A 14,161-nucleotide genomic window follows, 5' to 3' on the forward strand; every position below is an offset into this window, starting at 1 on the left:
AGTCTATGAAGAATGAAATGCTAGCTTTGATTCTTGCCGGCGGGCAAGGAACTCGTCTTGGAAAGCTCACACAGAGTATCGCAAAACCAGCGGTACAGTTTGGCGGCCGCTATCGTATTATTGACTTCGCCTTGTCTAACTGTGCCAACTCCGGTATTCACAATGTCGGTGTCATTACTCAATACCAGCCATTAGCTCTGAACAGTCATATCGGAAATGGTTCTAGCTGGGGTCTCGATGGTATTAACTCAGGCGTATCCATTCTTCAGCCTTATTCTGCGAGCGAAGGAAATCGCTGGTTTGAAGGTACCAGCCATGCGATTTACCAAAATATCGACTATATCGACAGCATCAATCCTGAATATGTCCTGATTTTGTCTGGGGACCATATCTACAAGATGGACTATGATGACATGCTTCAGTCTCACAAGGACAACAATGCCAGCCTGACAGTTGCCGTTCTGGATGTGCCTCTCAAAGAAGCCAGCCGTTTTGGAATCATGAATACAGATGCTAATAATCGGATTGTTGAATTTGAAGAAAAACCAGCAAATCCTAAGTCAACCAAGGCTTCTATGGGGATTTATATCTTTGATTGGCAGCGTCTGCGCAATATGCTGGTAGCTGCTGAAAAGAGCAATGTGGATATGTCTGACTTTGGTAAGAATGTTATCCCTAACTACCTTGAATCTGGCGAAAGCGTTTATGCTTATGATTTTGCAGGCTATTGGAAAGACGTTGGTACAGTAGAGTCTCTCTGGGAAGCCAACATGGAATACATCAGCCCAGAAAATGCTCTGGATAGCCGCAATCGTCGCTGGAAAATTTATTCTCGCAACTTGATTTCTCCGCCAAACTTCATCAGTGAAAATTCCCATGTAGAAGATTCGCTGGTCGTTGATGGCTGTTTCGTTGACGGTACAGTAAAACACTCTATTCTTTCTACTGGCGCTCAGGTCAAAAAGGGCGCAGTCATTGAAGACTCTGTCATCATGAGTGGAGCTGTTATTGGCAAAGACGCTAAGATTAAGCGGGCCATTATCGGCGAAGGTGCTATCATCTCTGATGGTGTAGAGATTGATGGTACAGAGGAAGTATATGTTGTCGGATACAACGAGAAAGTGGGGGTACCAAAAGATGAAGATTGATAAATATTCAGCAATTTTAGGAAACACAGTCGGCTTCCATGATATGTCAACTCTGACAAATCATCGTCCAGTAGCCAGCTTGCCATTCGGTGGGAAATACCGCTTGATTGACTTCCCGCTTTCAAGTCTTGCCAATGCTGGTATCCGCAGTGTCTTTGGTATCTTCCAGCAGGATAATATCAGCTCTGTCTTTGACCATATTCGTTCTGGTCGTGAGTGGGGATTGTCTACTTTGCTTAGCCACTATTACCTGGGAATCTACAATACCCGTGTAGAAAGCTCTACAGTCGGTGAGGAATACTATAAGCAGCTTTTGATCTACCTCAAACGCTCTGGTTCCAACCAAACGGTCGCTCTCAACTGCGATATCTTGGTTAATATTGACCTCAATCAAGTTTTCCACTTGCACAATACAACAGAGCAGCCGATTACAGTTGTCTATAAGAAATTGCATAAGGAAAATATTTCGGATGTGAATGCTGTCCTAGATATTGACGAAACGGACCATGTCAGAGGGCATAAACTCTTTGATGGCCGAGAAAATACTGAGCTCTTCAATATGTCTACAGACATCTTTGTGGTAGATACTCCATGGCTGATTGAAAAACTGGAAGAAGAAGCTAAGAAAGAGCATCCCCAAAAACTGCGCTATGTCCTGCGTGATTTAGCAACTCAGGAAGGGGCATTTGCCTACGAATATACAGGCTATCTGGCGAATATCTATTCTGTAGAGACCTACTACAGATCCAATATCGATATGCTTGAAAGTAAAAAATTCTACTCTCTCTTCAGTCCGAACCAAAAGATTTACACCAAGGTTAAGAATGAAGAGCCAACTTACTATGCTGAGTCTTCAAAAGTATCTCGCTCCCAGTTTGCGTCAGGAAGCATTGTGGAAGGTGAAGTCATCGATTCTGTGATTTCACGGAATACCAAGATTAAGACTGGAAGCAGTGTTAAATCCAGTGTTCTCTTCCCTCGAGTCAAAGTTGGAGAAAATGCAACTGTTGAGTACGCGATTGTGGATAAGGGTGTTGAAATTGCCGAAGGAGTGGTGATTCGAGGAACAGCAGAAGACCCAATCGTAGTCAAGAAGGGCCAAAAAGTTACAGAGGACATAATTCGATGAAGATTTTATTTGCAGCAGCAGAAGGAGCCCCATTTTCTAAGACAGGTGGTTTGGGAGACGTTATCGGCGCTCTCCCCAAATCACTGGTCAAGGCTGGCCATGAAGTTGGTGTTATTCTGCCTTACTATGACATGACCCATGCTAAATTTGGCGACCAAGTGGAAGACCTTTTCTACTTTGAAGTCAGTGTTGGTTGGCGCCGCCAGTACGTCGGGGTCAAGCGACTGGTCTTGAACGGTGTGTCCTTCTATTTTATTGACAATCAGCATTATTTCTTCCGTGGCCATGTTTATGGGGATTTTGATGATGGTGAGCGTTTTGCTTACTTCCAGTTAGCAGCCGTAGAGCTGATGGAGCGGATTGATTTCATTCCGGATGTTCTGCATGTTCACGATTATCATACAGCTATGATTCCTTTCTTGGTTAAGGAAAAATACCATTGGATTCAAGCCTATCAGAATATCAAGACTGTCTTAACCATCCATAATCTGGAGTTCCAAGGTCAATTCCCTGATAGTATGCTTTGGGAACTGTTTGGAGTGGGTTATGAGCGCTATGCAGACGGAACCCTACGTTGGAATGACTGTCTCAACTGGATGAAGGCTGGTATTCTATATGCGGATCGAGTGACAACTGTATCGCCAAGCTATGCAGGTGAAATCCGTACACCAGAATTTGGTTGCAATTTGGATCAAATCCTGCGGATGGAGTCCGGTAAGCTGGTCGGAATTGTCAATGGGATTGATACAGATATCTATAATCCAGAAACGGATCCGCTATTAGCTCACCACTTTGACAAATCTGACTTATCTGGTAAACTAGAAAACAAGCGAGCTTTACAAGAGCGAGTTGGTCTGCCTGTGCGTGACGATGTGCCGGTTGTTGGGATTGTTTCCCGCCTGACACGTCAGAAAGGCTTTGACTTGGTAGTGGAAGAGCTGCACAATCTCCTGCAGGAAGATGTGCAGATTATCCTCTTGGGAACAGGCGATCCAGCTTTTGAGCAGGCTTTCGCTTGGTTTGGTCATGCCTATCCTGATAAGCTTTCAGCTAACATCCTCTTTGATGTGACCTTGGCTCAGGAGATTTACGCTGCCAGCGATATTTTCCTCATGCCAAGCCGCTTCGAGCCTTGTGGCCTGTCACAAATGATGGCTATGCGCTATGGAACCTTGCCTTTGGTGCACGAAGTGGGCGGTCTGCGTGATACCGTAGAGCCTTACAATGCCTATACAGGACAGGGAACTGGCTTTAGCTTCAATAACTTTTCTGGCTACTGGCTGACTTGGACCTTCAAGGAAGCACTCAGGCTTTATGTCGATGACAAGGAAGCTTGGAAATCTCTGCAAGAGCAGGCGATGGAGAGAGACTTCTCTTGGGATACAGCTAGCCAGGCTTACAGTGATTTATATCAATCACTTCTATAACATTTACTTCGGAATCAGTGTAAACAAATCCTCTCTTGTCCATGGGACAAGGGAGGATTTCCGTGAGAATTACATTTTTATATATTATCATACTGTTTTGGAGCTCTGTTTTTAGCTTGTGGCTGAAGCGAGTACTTCTCATCTTGATTGAAAAAAAGTATTCCTGCGTTTAAAAACTGTTTCCCACTTTTAAGAAAGGGAGATAACCACCCACCATGGAACTGACAAAAGAACGTTTTATTAGAGATTTTAAGGACATGCTGCACGAACGAACGCTGATTAAGGTTGCCGATGCGACTTCAGTGGAGCTTTTTCAGGCCTTAGCCAGCACTGTCCGCAAGTATATCACGCCCCTATGGCTGGAGCGCCGTAATCAGTTGATTGAGCAGCAGCAAAAGACAGCTTATTACTTTTCTATCGAGTTTCTTCCAGGACGCATGCTGGAAACCAATCTGCTCAACTTAGGTATCCTCGATACGGTCAAGGAAGGCTTTGCTGATTTGGGCGTTGACTTTGAGGATGTTAAGAATGCTGAGTATGACATGGCCTTGGGCAATGGCGGTCTGGGCCGCTTGGCGGCTGCCTTTATGGACTCGCTGGCAACCACTGGCTATCCTGGCTTTGGAAATGGGATTCGCTATCGCTATGGTCTCTTTAAGCAACGCATCGTAGATGGCTATCAGGTAGAAATTCCTGATGATTGGTTTGGCAGTCTGGGCAATGTCTGGGAAACCCGTAAGGACCATGATATTGTTGATGTTAAAATCTTCGGAAATGTTTCCCTACATGCTAATGAAAAGGGCCGGATTGTGCCTCTTTATGAGAATTCCAAAATCTTGCGGGCCGTTCCTTACGATGTGCCGCAGATTGGCTTTGGCAATGATAATGTCAACAATCTCCGTCTTTGGGATGTTGAAATCCCAGAAGAGCATGAACTGGATTATCCGACCATTGAAGCTCGTCGCCGGGTGCAAGACATCACTGCTATTCTCTATCCAGACGACTCTAGCTACGAAGGAAAAGAGCTGCGCCTAATTCAGGAATACTTTATGACCAGTGCAGGTCTGCAGACCATTATCAAATCCTACCTCAAGCAAGGTCGTCCGCTCAAGGATATCCATGAAAAGGTCTCTGTCCATATCAACGATACCCACCCAGCTGTCGCACCGGCTGAATTTATGCGTCTCTTGATGGATGAGTACGATTTGGAATGGGCAGATGCTTGGAATGCTACGGTTAAGACTATGAGCTATACCAACCATACCATCTTGTCTGAAGCCTTGGAAAAATGGGATGCAGAGCTCTTTAAGAATGTCCTGCCGCGGGTTTATCAGATTATCCTAGAAATCGACAACCGCTATGTAGCTGAAATGGCTGGGCGTGGCCTTGATCCGCAAGTCATCGAAAACACTCGGATTGTCAAAGACAATCAAATCCACATGGCCCACTTAGCCATCATTGGCGGTCATTCGATTAACGGGGTTGCCAAACTTCACACCGAACTGCTCAAAGAAGACACCTTGCGTGATTTCTACAGCATTTACCCAGAGAAGTTTAACAACAAGACCAACGGGATTATCCAGCGCCGCTGGCTGCAGATTGCGGATGAGCCTCTGTCAGCTGAGATTGATAAACTAATTGGTAAGGGCTGGAGAAGTGATATCCATGAGCTGCGTAAGCTTTTGGAATTCAAGGATGATCAGCAAGTGCTGGGTGATTTCTACCGAGTGAAGCAGGAAGCCAAGGCCCGTCTGGCTGACTTCATCAAGGAATCAACAGGAGTAGAAGTTTCTACAGAAGCCATCTTTGATGTGCAGGTGAAACGGCTCCACGCTTATAAACGTCAGTTGCTCAACCTGCTTCATATCATCAAGCTTTATTGGGACCTCAAGGACAATCCTGACAAGGATATGGTGCCGCGCGTCTTTATCTTCGGTGCCAAGGCTGCTCCAGGCTACCACTTTGCCAAGTCTGTTATCAAGCTGATCAATGAAGTGGCTAATCTGGTCAACAAGGATGAAAGCCTGCAAGGCAAACTCAAGGTGGTTTTCCTAGAAAACTACCGCGTCAGCCTGGCTGAGCTCATCATTCCAGCTGCGGATGTATCAGAGCAGATTTCTCTGGCTTCCAAGGAAGCTTCTGGTACTTCCAACATGAAGTTCATGATGACAGGTGCCATTACCTTGGCCACTCTGGACGGAGCCAATATCGAAATCAAGGACGAGGTTGGTGACGACAACATTGTCATCTTTGGGATGGACAAGGACGAGGTTTACGAGCACTATGCCCGCCACGATTACTACTCACGCGGTGTCTATGAGAGCAATCCAGACATTCGCCGGGTAGTCGATACCTTTGTCAACGGCACCATTCCAAACGTCCGTGAAGAAGGCTCAGAAATCTACGAAGCCCTCATCACCCACAATGATGAATATTTCCTCTTGGAAGACTTCCATGCCTATGTAGAAGCTCAAGAGAAGATTGATGCTCTCTATCGTGACAAAGAAAAATGGGCTCGTATGAGCTTGATCAATATCGCTACGTCTGACAAGTTTACTTCAGATGATACCATTGAGCAATATGCCAAGGAAATCTGGAACTTGGAGAAATAATACTCTTCAGAAAACATGAACAATAAGAGATTGGGGCCTGGGTCTCAGTCTCTTTTGCTATTCATCTACCATCTTGTCGAGAAATATGCTATAGTAGAGAAAGTATGAGAGTCCAACTTTTAGAAAAGCAGGGTAAGCAAGCATGAAAGACTACACCATTTTTTATCAACAATTAACGGCTCCCTTTCGTAGCCGCCCTCAGTGGCTGAAAGGGCTGGTTTACTTCAATAGGGGAATGACCCTGTTCATACCTATTGTTTATGGTCTAGTTCTAATCAGTGCCTTTCTGGCAGAAGGCTGGAAAGGGCTGCTTGCTTTTTTCTTCCTGCCAGCTATCGGATTTGGTCTGTTATCAGCTATTCGCAAACAGCTGAATCAAGCACGCCCTTACGAGAAATGGCCTATTCAGCCCTTGCTAGCCAAGGATACATCAGGCAAGTCCATGCCCAGCCGCCATGTCTTTTCGGCGACTATTATTTCCATGTGCCTACTCTACTTTTTCTGGTTGCCGGGACTCCTCTGCCTCTTGCTTTCAGCAGGGCTGGCCCTAGTGCGTGTGATTGGCGGAGTGCACTATCCAAAGGATGTTCTAGTAGGCTATCTTTGCGGCATTTTCTGGGGAATTTTACTTTTTTTATTATAAAGGACCTGTTTTCGGCAGAGAGTAGACAAAGGGCCTCCAGCTATATTATAATAGAAGCAGCAACAACCGTTTTGACACCAAGGGCTATTCCTTGCTGGATGTAAAAAATATTTAAGGAGAATACTATGTCAGAACCATTATTTCTACAGTCTGTGATGCAGGAGAAGATTTGGGGCGGCACCAAGCTGCGCGATGTCTTTGGCTATGAAATTCCCAGCGACCATGTAGGGGAGTACTGGGCAATCTCGGCTCATCCCAATGGTGTGTCAACCGTCAAGAACGGACGATTTGCCGGCCAGAATCTAGACGTTCTCTATGCCGAGCACCGTGAGCTTTTTGGCAATCGCCCAGAGCCAGTCTTTCCGCTTTTGACCAAGATTTTAGATGCCAATGACTGGCTCAGTGTTCAGGTCCATCCTGATGATGCCTATGGACTAGAGCACGAAGGGGAGCTTGGTAAGACTGAATGCTGGTATGTCATAGCTGCAGACGAAGGAGCAGAGATTATTTACGGTCACAATGCCAAGAGCAAGGAAGAGCTGCGCCAGCAGATTGAGAGCAAGGACTGGGACCGTCTCCTGACTAAAATTCCAGTAAAAGCTGGCGATTTCTTCTATGTACCAAGCGGAACCATGCATGCCATTGGCTCGGGGATTTTGATTTTAGAAACTCAGCAGTCCAGTGATACAACCTATCGTGTCTATGATTTTGATCGCAAGGACGATGCTGGCAATCTTCGTGAACTGCATTTGGAGCAGTCTATTGATGTTTTGACTATCGGTGAGCCAGCCAATAGCCGTCCTGTTACCATTCAGGCAGATAGTTTGACTTCTACTCTTTTGGTGGCCAATGACTTCTTTGCTGTTTACAAGTGGGATATTACTGGTTCAGTTAATTTTAAAAAGACAGCAGACTATAGCTTGGTTAGTGTCTTGGAAGGTGTCGGTGAGCTGGAAGTTGATGGAGCAGTCTACCCACTCGAAAAAGGAGAGCATTTCATCCTGCCAAGCGACGTCACAGAATGGACCTTGTCTGGAGATTTGCAGCTGATTGTCAGCCATCCATAACTATAGAAAAATCAAGAGCAAATAATCGCTTTGCTCTTTTTTCTTTTAAAAATATAGGAAATAAGTAAAATTCTAGACAGTTTCTTCTTATTTATATAGCAGAATAGTTTGTATGTTGATAGTTATTCAATTGATTTTGGTAAAAAATTTTATATAACAAAAGAAAAAAACAAAAAACGCTTACAAGTGTGTAAAAGATTGACTATTCGATATTTTAGGAGTAAACTAAGGAAGTAATTAAAAAATATTAAGGAGAAGTCATCATGAATTTAACATATTTAGGACTTTGTTTTGCCTGCTTTGGCGTATCAATTGCTGAAGGTTTGATTATGAGTAATTTATTTAAGGCAGCGTCTCGTCAGCCAGAAATGATTGGTCAATTGAGAAGCCTCCTAATCTTGGGAATTGCCTTTGTCGAAGGTACTTTCTTTGTAACGCTGGCTATGGCCTTTGTTATCAAATAAGAAAGAATTCTCTTTAGAAAAGGGGGTGTCATCTGTTGGAAGAAAGTATCAATCCAACTATCAATGTCGGTCCTGTGACCTTTGATTTGACCCTGCTGGCCATGACTCTGCTGACGGTGTTTGTAACTTTTGGACTTGTTTATTGGGCAAGTCGAAAGATGACGATTAAGCCGTCAAGAAAGCAGAATGCTTTGGAATATATCTATGATTTTGTCATTGATTTTACCAAGGGAAACGTTGGCGAGCATTATATGAAGAATTACTCGCTTTTTCTATTCTCCCTCTTTCTTTTCGTGGCTGTGGCGAATAACTTGGGATTGATGGCTAAGGTTCAGACAACCAATGGCTTTAATCTCTGGACATCGCCGACAGCCAATCTCGCTTTTGACCTGGGTTTCTCTCTTTTGGTGACGATTTTCTGTCATGTTGAAGGAGTTCGACGTCAAGGGATAAAAGGATATCTAAAAGGTTTTGTGACTCCGGGTATCATGACACCCATGAATATCTTGGAAGAATTTACCAATTTTGCTTCTCTAGCCTTGCGGATTTATGGAAACATTTTTGCAGGTGAAGTATTGGCTGGTTTGCTCTTGACTTGGGCACATCAAGCGGCGTATTGGTATCCGATTGCCTTTATTATGAACATGGTTTGGACTGGTTTTTCCATCTTTATTTCCTGTATCCAAGCCTATGTTTTTACCATGCTAACATCTATGTATCTTGGTAAAAAAATTAATGGTGAGGTAGAATAAAAAGAAAGGATAGATAAAATGAATATAACCGTAGGTGAAATTATTGGCAACTTTATCTTGATTGCCGGCTCCTTTCTTCTTTTAGTATTTCTCATTAAGAAGTTTGCTTGGGGCAATATTATCGGGATTTTAGATCAGCGTGCTCAAAAGATTTCAGACGATATTGACGGTGCGGAATCGGCCCGTAAGAAAGCTGAAGACTTGGCGCAAAAGCGCGAGGAAGCTCTGGCAGGTAGTCGGGTCGAAGCAGTTTCTATCGTTGAGACTGCTAAGGAGACAGCTGAGAAGAATAAGGCTGGAATCCTAGCTAATGCAGCAGAAGAAGCAGGGCGCTTGAAGGCTAAAGCCAATCAGGAAATTGCCCAAAATAAGGCAGAGGCTATGAGCAGCATCAAAGGAGAAGTGGCCGACTTGACAGTGACTCTGGCTAGTAAGATTTTGAGTCAGGAGCTGGATAAGGAAGCTCAGAGCGAGCTCATTGACCGCTATATCAAACAGTTAGGAGATGCCTGATGGATAAGAAGCAATATGCAATCATTGAGAAATATGCTTTGCCTTTTGTTCAGACGGTCTTTGAAAAAGGTCAGCAAGAAGATGTTTTTGAAAAACTGAGTCAGATTAAGGCTGTTTTCGCGGAGACCGGCCTTGCTGACTTTTTGTCACATATCGGCATCAGTGACCACGAGAAAGAAAAGAGTCTGCGGCTCTTTCAAAACTCAGGCTCCCAGCTGCTTGATAATCTGATTGAAATCGTCATTCTCAATCATCGTGAGGACCTCTTTTATGAGATTGTGCTGGAGAGTCAGCACCAGCTTGAAAAGATCAGCAATGAGTTTGAGGTGACGCTACGCTCTGTTCAGCCTTTGACAGCCAGTCAGAAGGAGAAGATTCGGCCGATTATTGAGCAGAAGATGGGCCTAAAGGTCCGCTCGCTCAAGGAAGAATTGGACAGTAGCTTGATTGGCGGCTTTGTCATCTCTGCCAATAACAAAACAATTGATGCAAGCATAAAACGTCAATTGCAAGTCGTAAAAGAAAAATTGAAATAGAAAGTGGTGTGAATTTTGGCGATTAACGCACAAGAAATCAGCGCTTTAATTAAGCAACAAATTGAAAATTTCCAGCCAAATTTTGACGTCACAGAAACAGGGGTCGTCACTTATATTGGTGATGGAATTGCGCGCGCTCATGGACTGGATAAGGCTATGAGCGGAGAGCTCTTAATCTTTGAAAATGGCTCTTATGGTATGGCGCAAAATCTAGAGTCAACCGATGTTGGGATTATCATCTTGGGAGACTTTACAGACATTCGCGAGGGAGATACCATTCGCCGGACTGGTAAAATCATGGAAGTTCCTGTGGGAGAGGCCTTGATTGGGCGGGTTGTTGATCCGCTGGGTCGTCCTGTCGATGGACTTGGTGACATTGTCACAGACAAGACACGTCCGGTTGAAACACCGGCTCCGGGTGTCATGCAGCGTAAGTCAGTATCTGAGCCTTTGCAGACAGGTCTCAAGGCAATTGATGCCTTGGTTCCGATTGGCCGTGGCCAACGGGAGCTGATTATCGGGGACCGTCAGACTGGGAAGACGACCATTGCTATTGATACCATCCTGAACCAGAAAGGTCAGGATATGATTTGTATCTATGTGGCGATTGGTCAGAAAGAATCTACCGTCCGTACACAGGTAGAAACGCTGCGTCAGTATGGTGCTTTGGACTATACGATTGTCGTGACAGCCTCTGCTTCACAGCCGTCGCCTTTACTTTTCTTGGCGCCTTATGCTGGTGTAGCGATGGCAGAAGAGTTCATGTACAATGGCAAGCATGTTTTGATTGTCTATGATGACTTGTCCAAGCAGGCGGTGGCCTATCGTGAATTGTCCCTCCTGCTCCGTCGTCCGCCAGGCCGTGAGGCCTTTCCTGGAGATGTTTTCTATCTGCATAGCCGTCTCTTGGAGCGTTCAGCCAAGGTTTCTGATGAGCTGGGCGGTGGTTCGATTACAGCTCTGCCATTTATTGAAACGCAGGCAGGAGACATTTCGGCCTATATCGCGACCAACGTGATTTCAATCACTGACGGACAAATTTTCCTCAGCGACAGCTTGTTCAATGCTGGGGTACGTCCGGCCATTGATGCAGGTTCTTCTGTATCACGGGTTGGGGGCTCTGCCCAAATCAAGGCTATGAAGAAAGTAGCTGGAACTTTGCGTATCGATCTGGCTTCTTATCGGGAGCTTGAGGCCTTCACTAAGTTTGGTAGTGATTTGGATGCGGCAACGCAGGCCAAGCTCAATCGTGGCCGTAGGACTGTAGAAGTCTTGAAGCAGCCGATTCATGAGCCGCTGCCAGTTGAAAAGCAGGTGGTGATTCTCTATGCTTTGACCCATGGTTTCTTAGACAGTGTGCCAGTAGATGATATTCTGCGCTTTGAGTCAGAATTATTTGCCTACTTTGATGCACATCAAGAAAGCATTTATGAAACCATTCGGACAACGAAAGACCTTCCAAGTGAGGAAGTCTTGGATGCTGCCATTACTGAGTTTATAGATCAGTCTAACTTCAAATAAGAATAGAGGTGTCAGATGGCAGTTTCATTAAATGATATTAAAAATAAAATTGCATCCACGAAAAACACCAGTCAAATCACCAATGCCATGCAGATGGTTTCTGCTGCAAAGCTGGGAAAGTCTGAGGAAGCAGCTAAGAATTTTCAGGTCTATGCCCAGAAAGTGCGTAAGTTAGTTACGGATATGCTGCATGGCCACGAGGCAGAAAATGCCCGTCATCACTCAATGTTAATCAGTCGGCCAGTCAAGAAATCAGCCTATATTGTCATTACTTCTGACCGCGGTCTGGTAGGTGGCTATAATGCAACCATTCTCAAGGCATTGATGGAGCTGAAAGCTGAGTACCATCCGACAGGAGAGGACTTTGAAGTCATCTGTATCGGAAGTGTCGGTGCTGATTTCTTCCGAGCTCGGGGCATTCAGCCGGTTTATGAACTGCGTGGTCTAGCAGATCAGCCTAGCTTTGATGAGGTTCGTAAAATCATTAGCAAGACCATTGAGATGTATCAGAATGAGCTCTTCGATGAGCTCTATGTCTGCTATAACCACCATGTCAACAGTCTGACCAGTCAGATGCGGGTGGAGCAGATGCTGCCAATCATTGACTTGGACCCCAATGAAGCGGATGAAGATTATACGCTGAATCTGGAACTGGAGTCCAGTCGGGATTCTATCTTGGACCAACTGCTGCCCCAGTTTGCAGAGAGTATGATTTACGGTGCCATTATTGATGCCAAGACGGCTGAGAATGCTGCCGGTATGACTGCTATGCAGACAGCGACAGACAATGCTAAAAAGGTCATCAGTGATTTGACTATTCAGTACAACCGCGCTCGGCAGGCTGCCATTACGCAGGAAATTACTGAAATCGTGGCGGGTGCAAGTGCCCTAGAATAAGGCCACAAATGAATTAGAAATTAAACGAGGGAAAAAACATGAGCTCAGGCAAAATTGCTCAGGTTATCGGGCCGGTCGTAGACGTTGCGTTTGCTGCTGGAGACAAGCTACCTGAGATAAATAATGCACTTGTAGTCTATAAAAATGATGAGAAAAAATCAAAAATCGTCCTTGAAGTAGCTCTTGAGCTTGGTGACGGTGTGGTGCGGACCATTGCCATGGAGTCGACCGATGGTTTGACGCGTGGTTTGGAGGTCTTGGATACTGGTCGTCCGATTTCTGTGCCAGTTGGCAAGGAAACTCTGGGGCGGGTGTTCAATGTCCTAGGAGACACTATTGACTTGGATGCGCCTTTTGCAGAGGATGCAGAGCGCCAGCCGATTCATAAGAAGGCACCGACCTTTGATGAACTATCGACTTCATCAGAAATTCTGGAAACAGGGATTAAGGTTATCGACCTTCTAGCTCCTTATCTGAAAGGTGGGAAAGTCGGTCTCTTTGGTGGTGCCGGAGTAGGGAAAACAGTCCTGATTCAGGAATTGATTCACAATATTGCCCAAGAACACGGGGGGATTTCTGTCTTTACAGGTGTTGGTGAACGGACGCGTGAAGGGAATGACCTCTACTGGGAAATGAAAGAGTCTGGCGTTATCGAAAAGACGGCTATGGTCTTTGGTCAGATGAATGAACCGCCAGGAGCTCGGATGCGGGTTGCTCTTACCGGACTGACTATCGCGGAATATTTCCGTGATGTGGAAGGTCAGGACGTGCTGCTCTTTATTGACAACATCTTCCGCTTCACGCAGGCTGGTTCGGAAGTATCTGCCCTCTTGGGGCGTATGCCGTCAGCCGTTGGTTACCAACCAACACTTGCGACAGAAATGGGACAGTTACAAGAACGGATTACCTCAACCAAGAAAGGTTCCGTTACTTCTATCCAGGCTATCTATGTGCCAGCGGATGACTATACTGACCCAGCGCCAGCGACAGCTTTTGCTCACTTGGACTCTACGACCAACCTAGAACGGAAATTGGTTCAGCTGGGGATTTATCCAGCCGTGGATCCCTTGGCTTCCAGCTCGCGTGCCCTTTCTCCTGAGATTGTAGGAGAGGAGCACTATGCAGTGGCAGCAGAGGTTAAGCGGGTTCTGCAACGTTATCATGAATTGCAGGATATCATTGCTATCCTTGGTATGGATGAGTTGTCAGATGATGAGAAGACTCTGGTTGCGCGTGCGCGTCGGATCCAGTTCTTCCTGTCACAAAATTTCAATGTGGCAGAGCAGTTTACCGGCCAGCCTGGCTCTTATGTACCAGTAGCTGAAACGGTTCGTGGCTTCAAGGAAATTCTTGAAGGCAAGCACGATAAGTTGCCAGAAGACGCCTTCCGTGGTGTGGGGTCCATCGAGGATGTATTGGCCAAGGCTGAGAAAATGGGATTCTAAGAGGTGA

The 14,161-nt window shown here is 45.4% G+C and carries 13 protein-coding genes; all 13 read left to right on the top strand.

Annotation, left to right across the window (positions count from 1 at the left end):
* The first annotated feature begins 5 nt into the window (after positions 1 to 5).
* The gene (locus HMPREF9389_RS04745; RefSeq protein WP_002929892.1) at positions 6 to 1,148 is read left to right on the top strand and encodes a glucose-1-phosphate adenylyltransferase; all 1,143 of its coding nucleotides are present in this window, start codon (positions 6 to 8) and stop codon (positions 1,146 to 1,148) included.
* Entirely contained in the window at positions 1,138 to 2,277 is a 1,140-nt protein-coding gene (glgD, locus tag HMPREF9389_RS04740) for a glucose-1-phosphate adenylyltransferase subunit GlgD (RefSeq protein ID WP_002929894.1), read from the top strand. Before HMPREF9389_RS04745 ends, glgD begins: the two co-directional genes overlap by 11 nt.
* Positions 2,274 to 3,704 carry a glycogen synthase GlgA gene (gene glgA, locus HMPREF9389_RS04735; RefSeq protein ID WP_002929895.1) on the top strand — a complete coding sequence of 477 codons (1,431 nt, stop codon included), beginning with the start codon at positions 2,274 to 2,276 and terminating at the stop codon, positions 3,702 to 3,704. Before glgD ends, glgA begins: the two co-directional genes overlap by 4 nt.
* Before the next feature lie 215 nt (positions 3,705 to 3,919).
* On the top strand, positions 3,920 to 6,316 hold the full coding sequence (locus tag HMPREF9389_RS04730) for a glycogen/starch/alpha-glucan phosphorylase (RefSeq protein WP_002929897.1): 2,397 nt from the start codon (positions 3,920 to 3,922) through the stop codon (positions 6,314 to 6,316).
* A gap of 142 nt (positions 6,317 to 6,458) precedes the next feature.
* A complete protein-coding gene (locus HMPREF9389_RS04725; protein ID WP_002929901.1) occupies positions 6,459 to 6,959 on the top strand; it encodes a phosphatase PAP2 family protein in 501 nt (166 codons plus the stop codon).
* Positions 6,960 to 7,084: 125 nt separating this feature from the next.
* The gene (manA, locus tag HMPREF9389_RS04720; protein ID WP_002929902.1) at positions 7,085 to 8,026 is read left to right on the top strand and encodes a mannose-6-phosphate isomerase, class I; all 942 of its coding nucleotides are present in this window, start codon (positions 7,085 to 7,087) and stop codon (positions 8,024 to 8,026) included.
* A 263-nt stretch (positions 8,027 to 8,289) separates the two neighbouring features.
* On the top strand, positions 8,290 to 8,490 hold the full coding sequence (locus HMPREF9389_RS04715; RefSeq protein ID WP_002897908.1) for a F0F1 ATP synthase subunit C: 201 nt from the start codon (positions 8,290 to 8,292) through the stop codon (positions 8,488 to 8,490).
* Between the two features lie 35 nt (positions 8,491 to 8,525).
* Positions 8,526 to 9,242, top strand: a complete 717-nt coding sequence (atpB, locus tag HMPREF9389_RS04710; RefSeq protein WP_002897906.1) for a F0F1 ATP synthase subunit A — start codon at positions 8,526 to 8,528, stop codon at positions 9,240 to 9,242.
* 18 nt (positions 9,243 to 9,260) lie between these two features.
* The gene (gene atpF / locus HMPREF9389_RS04705; protein ID WP_002921770.1) at positions 9,261 to 9,755 is read left to right on the top strand and encodes a F0F1 ATP synthase subunit B; all 495 of its coding nucleotides are present in this window, start codon (positions 9,261 to 9,263) and stop codon (positions 9,753 to 9,755) included.
* Complete coding sequence (locus HMPREF9389_RS04700; RefSeq protein WP_002904151.1) at positions 9,755 to 10,291, top strand: F0F1 ATP synthase subunit delta; 537 nt, start codon at positions 9,755 to 9,757, stop codon at positions 10,289 to 10,291. The genes atpF and HMPREF9389_RS04700 overlap by 1 nt, the downstream gene beginning before the upstream one ends.
* 15 nt (positions 10,292 to 10,306) lie before the next feature.
* Complete coding sequence (atpA, locus tag HMPREF9389_RS04695) at positions 10,307 to 11,812, top strand: F0F1 ATP synthase subunit alpha (protein ID WP_002929906.1); 1,506 nt, start codon at positions 10,307 to 10,309, stop codon at positions 11,810 to 11,812.
* A gap of 15 nt (positions 11,813 to 11,827) precedes the next feature.
* A complete protein-coding gene (locus tag HMPREF9389_RS04690) occupies positions 11,828 to 12,709 on the top strand; it encodes a F0F1 ATP synthase subunit gamma (RefSeq protein WP_002895995.1) in 882 nt (293 codons plus the stop codon).
* A gap of 38 nt (positions 12,710 to 12,747) precedes the next feature.
* Positions 12,748 to 14,154 (top strand): F0F1 ATP synthase subunit beta, encoded by a 1,407-nt coding sequence (gene atpD / locus HMPREF9389_RS04685; protein WP_002895993.1) that lies wholly within the window; start codon positions 12,748 to 12,750, stop codon positions 14,152 to 14,154.
* Positions 14,155 to 14,161 lie beyond the last annotated feature (7 nt).

Origin of the sequence: Streptococcus sanguinis SK355 (genome assembly GCF_000212855.1) — a bacterium.
In the GTDB taxonomy this organism is placed as follows: domain Bacteria; phylum Bacillota; class Bacilli; order Lactobacillales; family Streptococcaceae; genus Streptococcus; species Streptococcus sanguinis_A.

Bases quoted from the DNA above. Each gene is read 5' to 3' on its own strand.
- HMPREF9389_RS04745 (WP_002929892.1), top strand. From the start codon at position 6: ATGAAGAATGAAATGCTAGCTTTGATTCTTGCCGGCGGGCAAGGAACT.
- glgD (WP_002929894.1), top strand. From the start codon at position 1,138: ATGAAGATTGATAAATATTCAGCAATTTTAGGAAACACAGTCGGCTTC.
- glgA (WP_002929895.1), top strand. From the start codon at position 2,274: ATGAAGATTTTATTTGCAGCAGCAGAAGGAGCCCCATTTTCTAAGACA.
- HMPREF9389_RS04730 (WP_002929897.1), top strand. From the start codon at position 3,920: ATGGAACTGACAAAAGAACGTTTTATTAGAGATTTTAAGGACATGCTG.
- HMPREF9389_RS04725 (WP_002929901.1), top strand. From the start codon at position 6,459: ATGAAAGACTACACCATTTTTTATCAACAATTAACGGCTCCCTTTCGT.
- manA (WP_002929902.1), top strand. From the start codon at position 7,085: ATGTCAGAACCATTATTTCTACAGTCTGTGATGCAGGAGAAGATTTGG.
- HMPREF9389_RS04715 (WP_002897908.1), top strand. From the start codon at position 8,290: ATGAATTTAACATATTTAGGACTTTGTTTTGCCTGCTTTGGCGTATCA.
- atpF (WP_002921770.1), top strand. From the start codon at position 9,261: ATGAATATAACCGTAGGTGAAATTATTGGCAACTTTATCTTGATTGCC.
- HMPREF9389_RS04700 (WP_002904151.1), top strand. From the start codon at position 9,755: ATGGATAAGAAGCAATATGCAATCATTGAGAAATATGCTTTGCCTTTT.
- HMPREF9389_RS04690 (WP_002895995.1), top strand. From the start codon at position 11,828: ATGGCAGTTTCATTAAATGATATTAAAAATAAAATTGCATCCACGAAA.
- atpD (WP_002895993.1), top strand. From the start codon at position 12,748: ATGAGCTCAGGCAAAATTGCTCAGGTTATCGGGCCGGTCGTAGACGTT.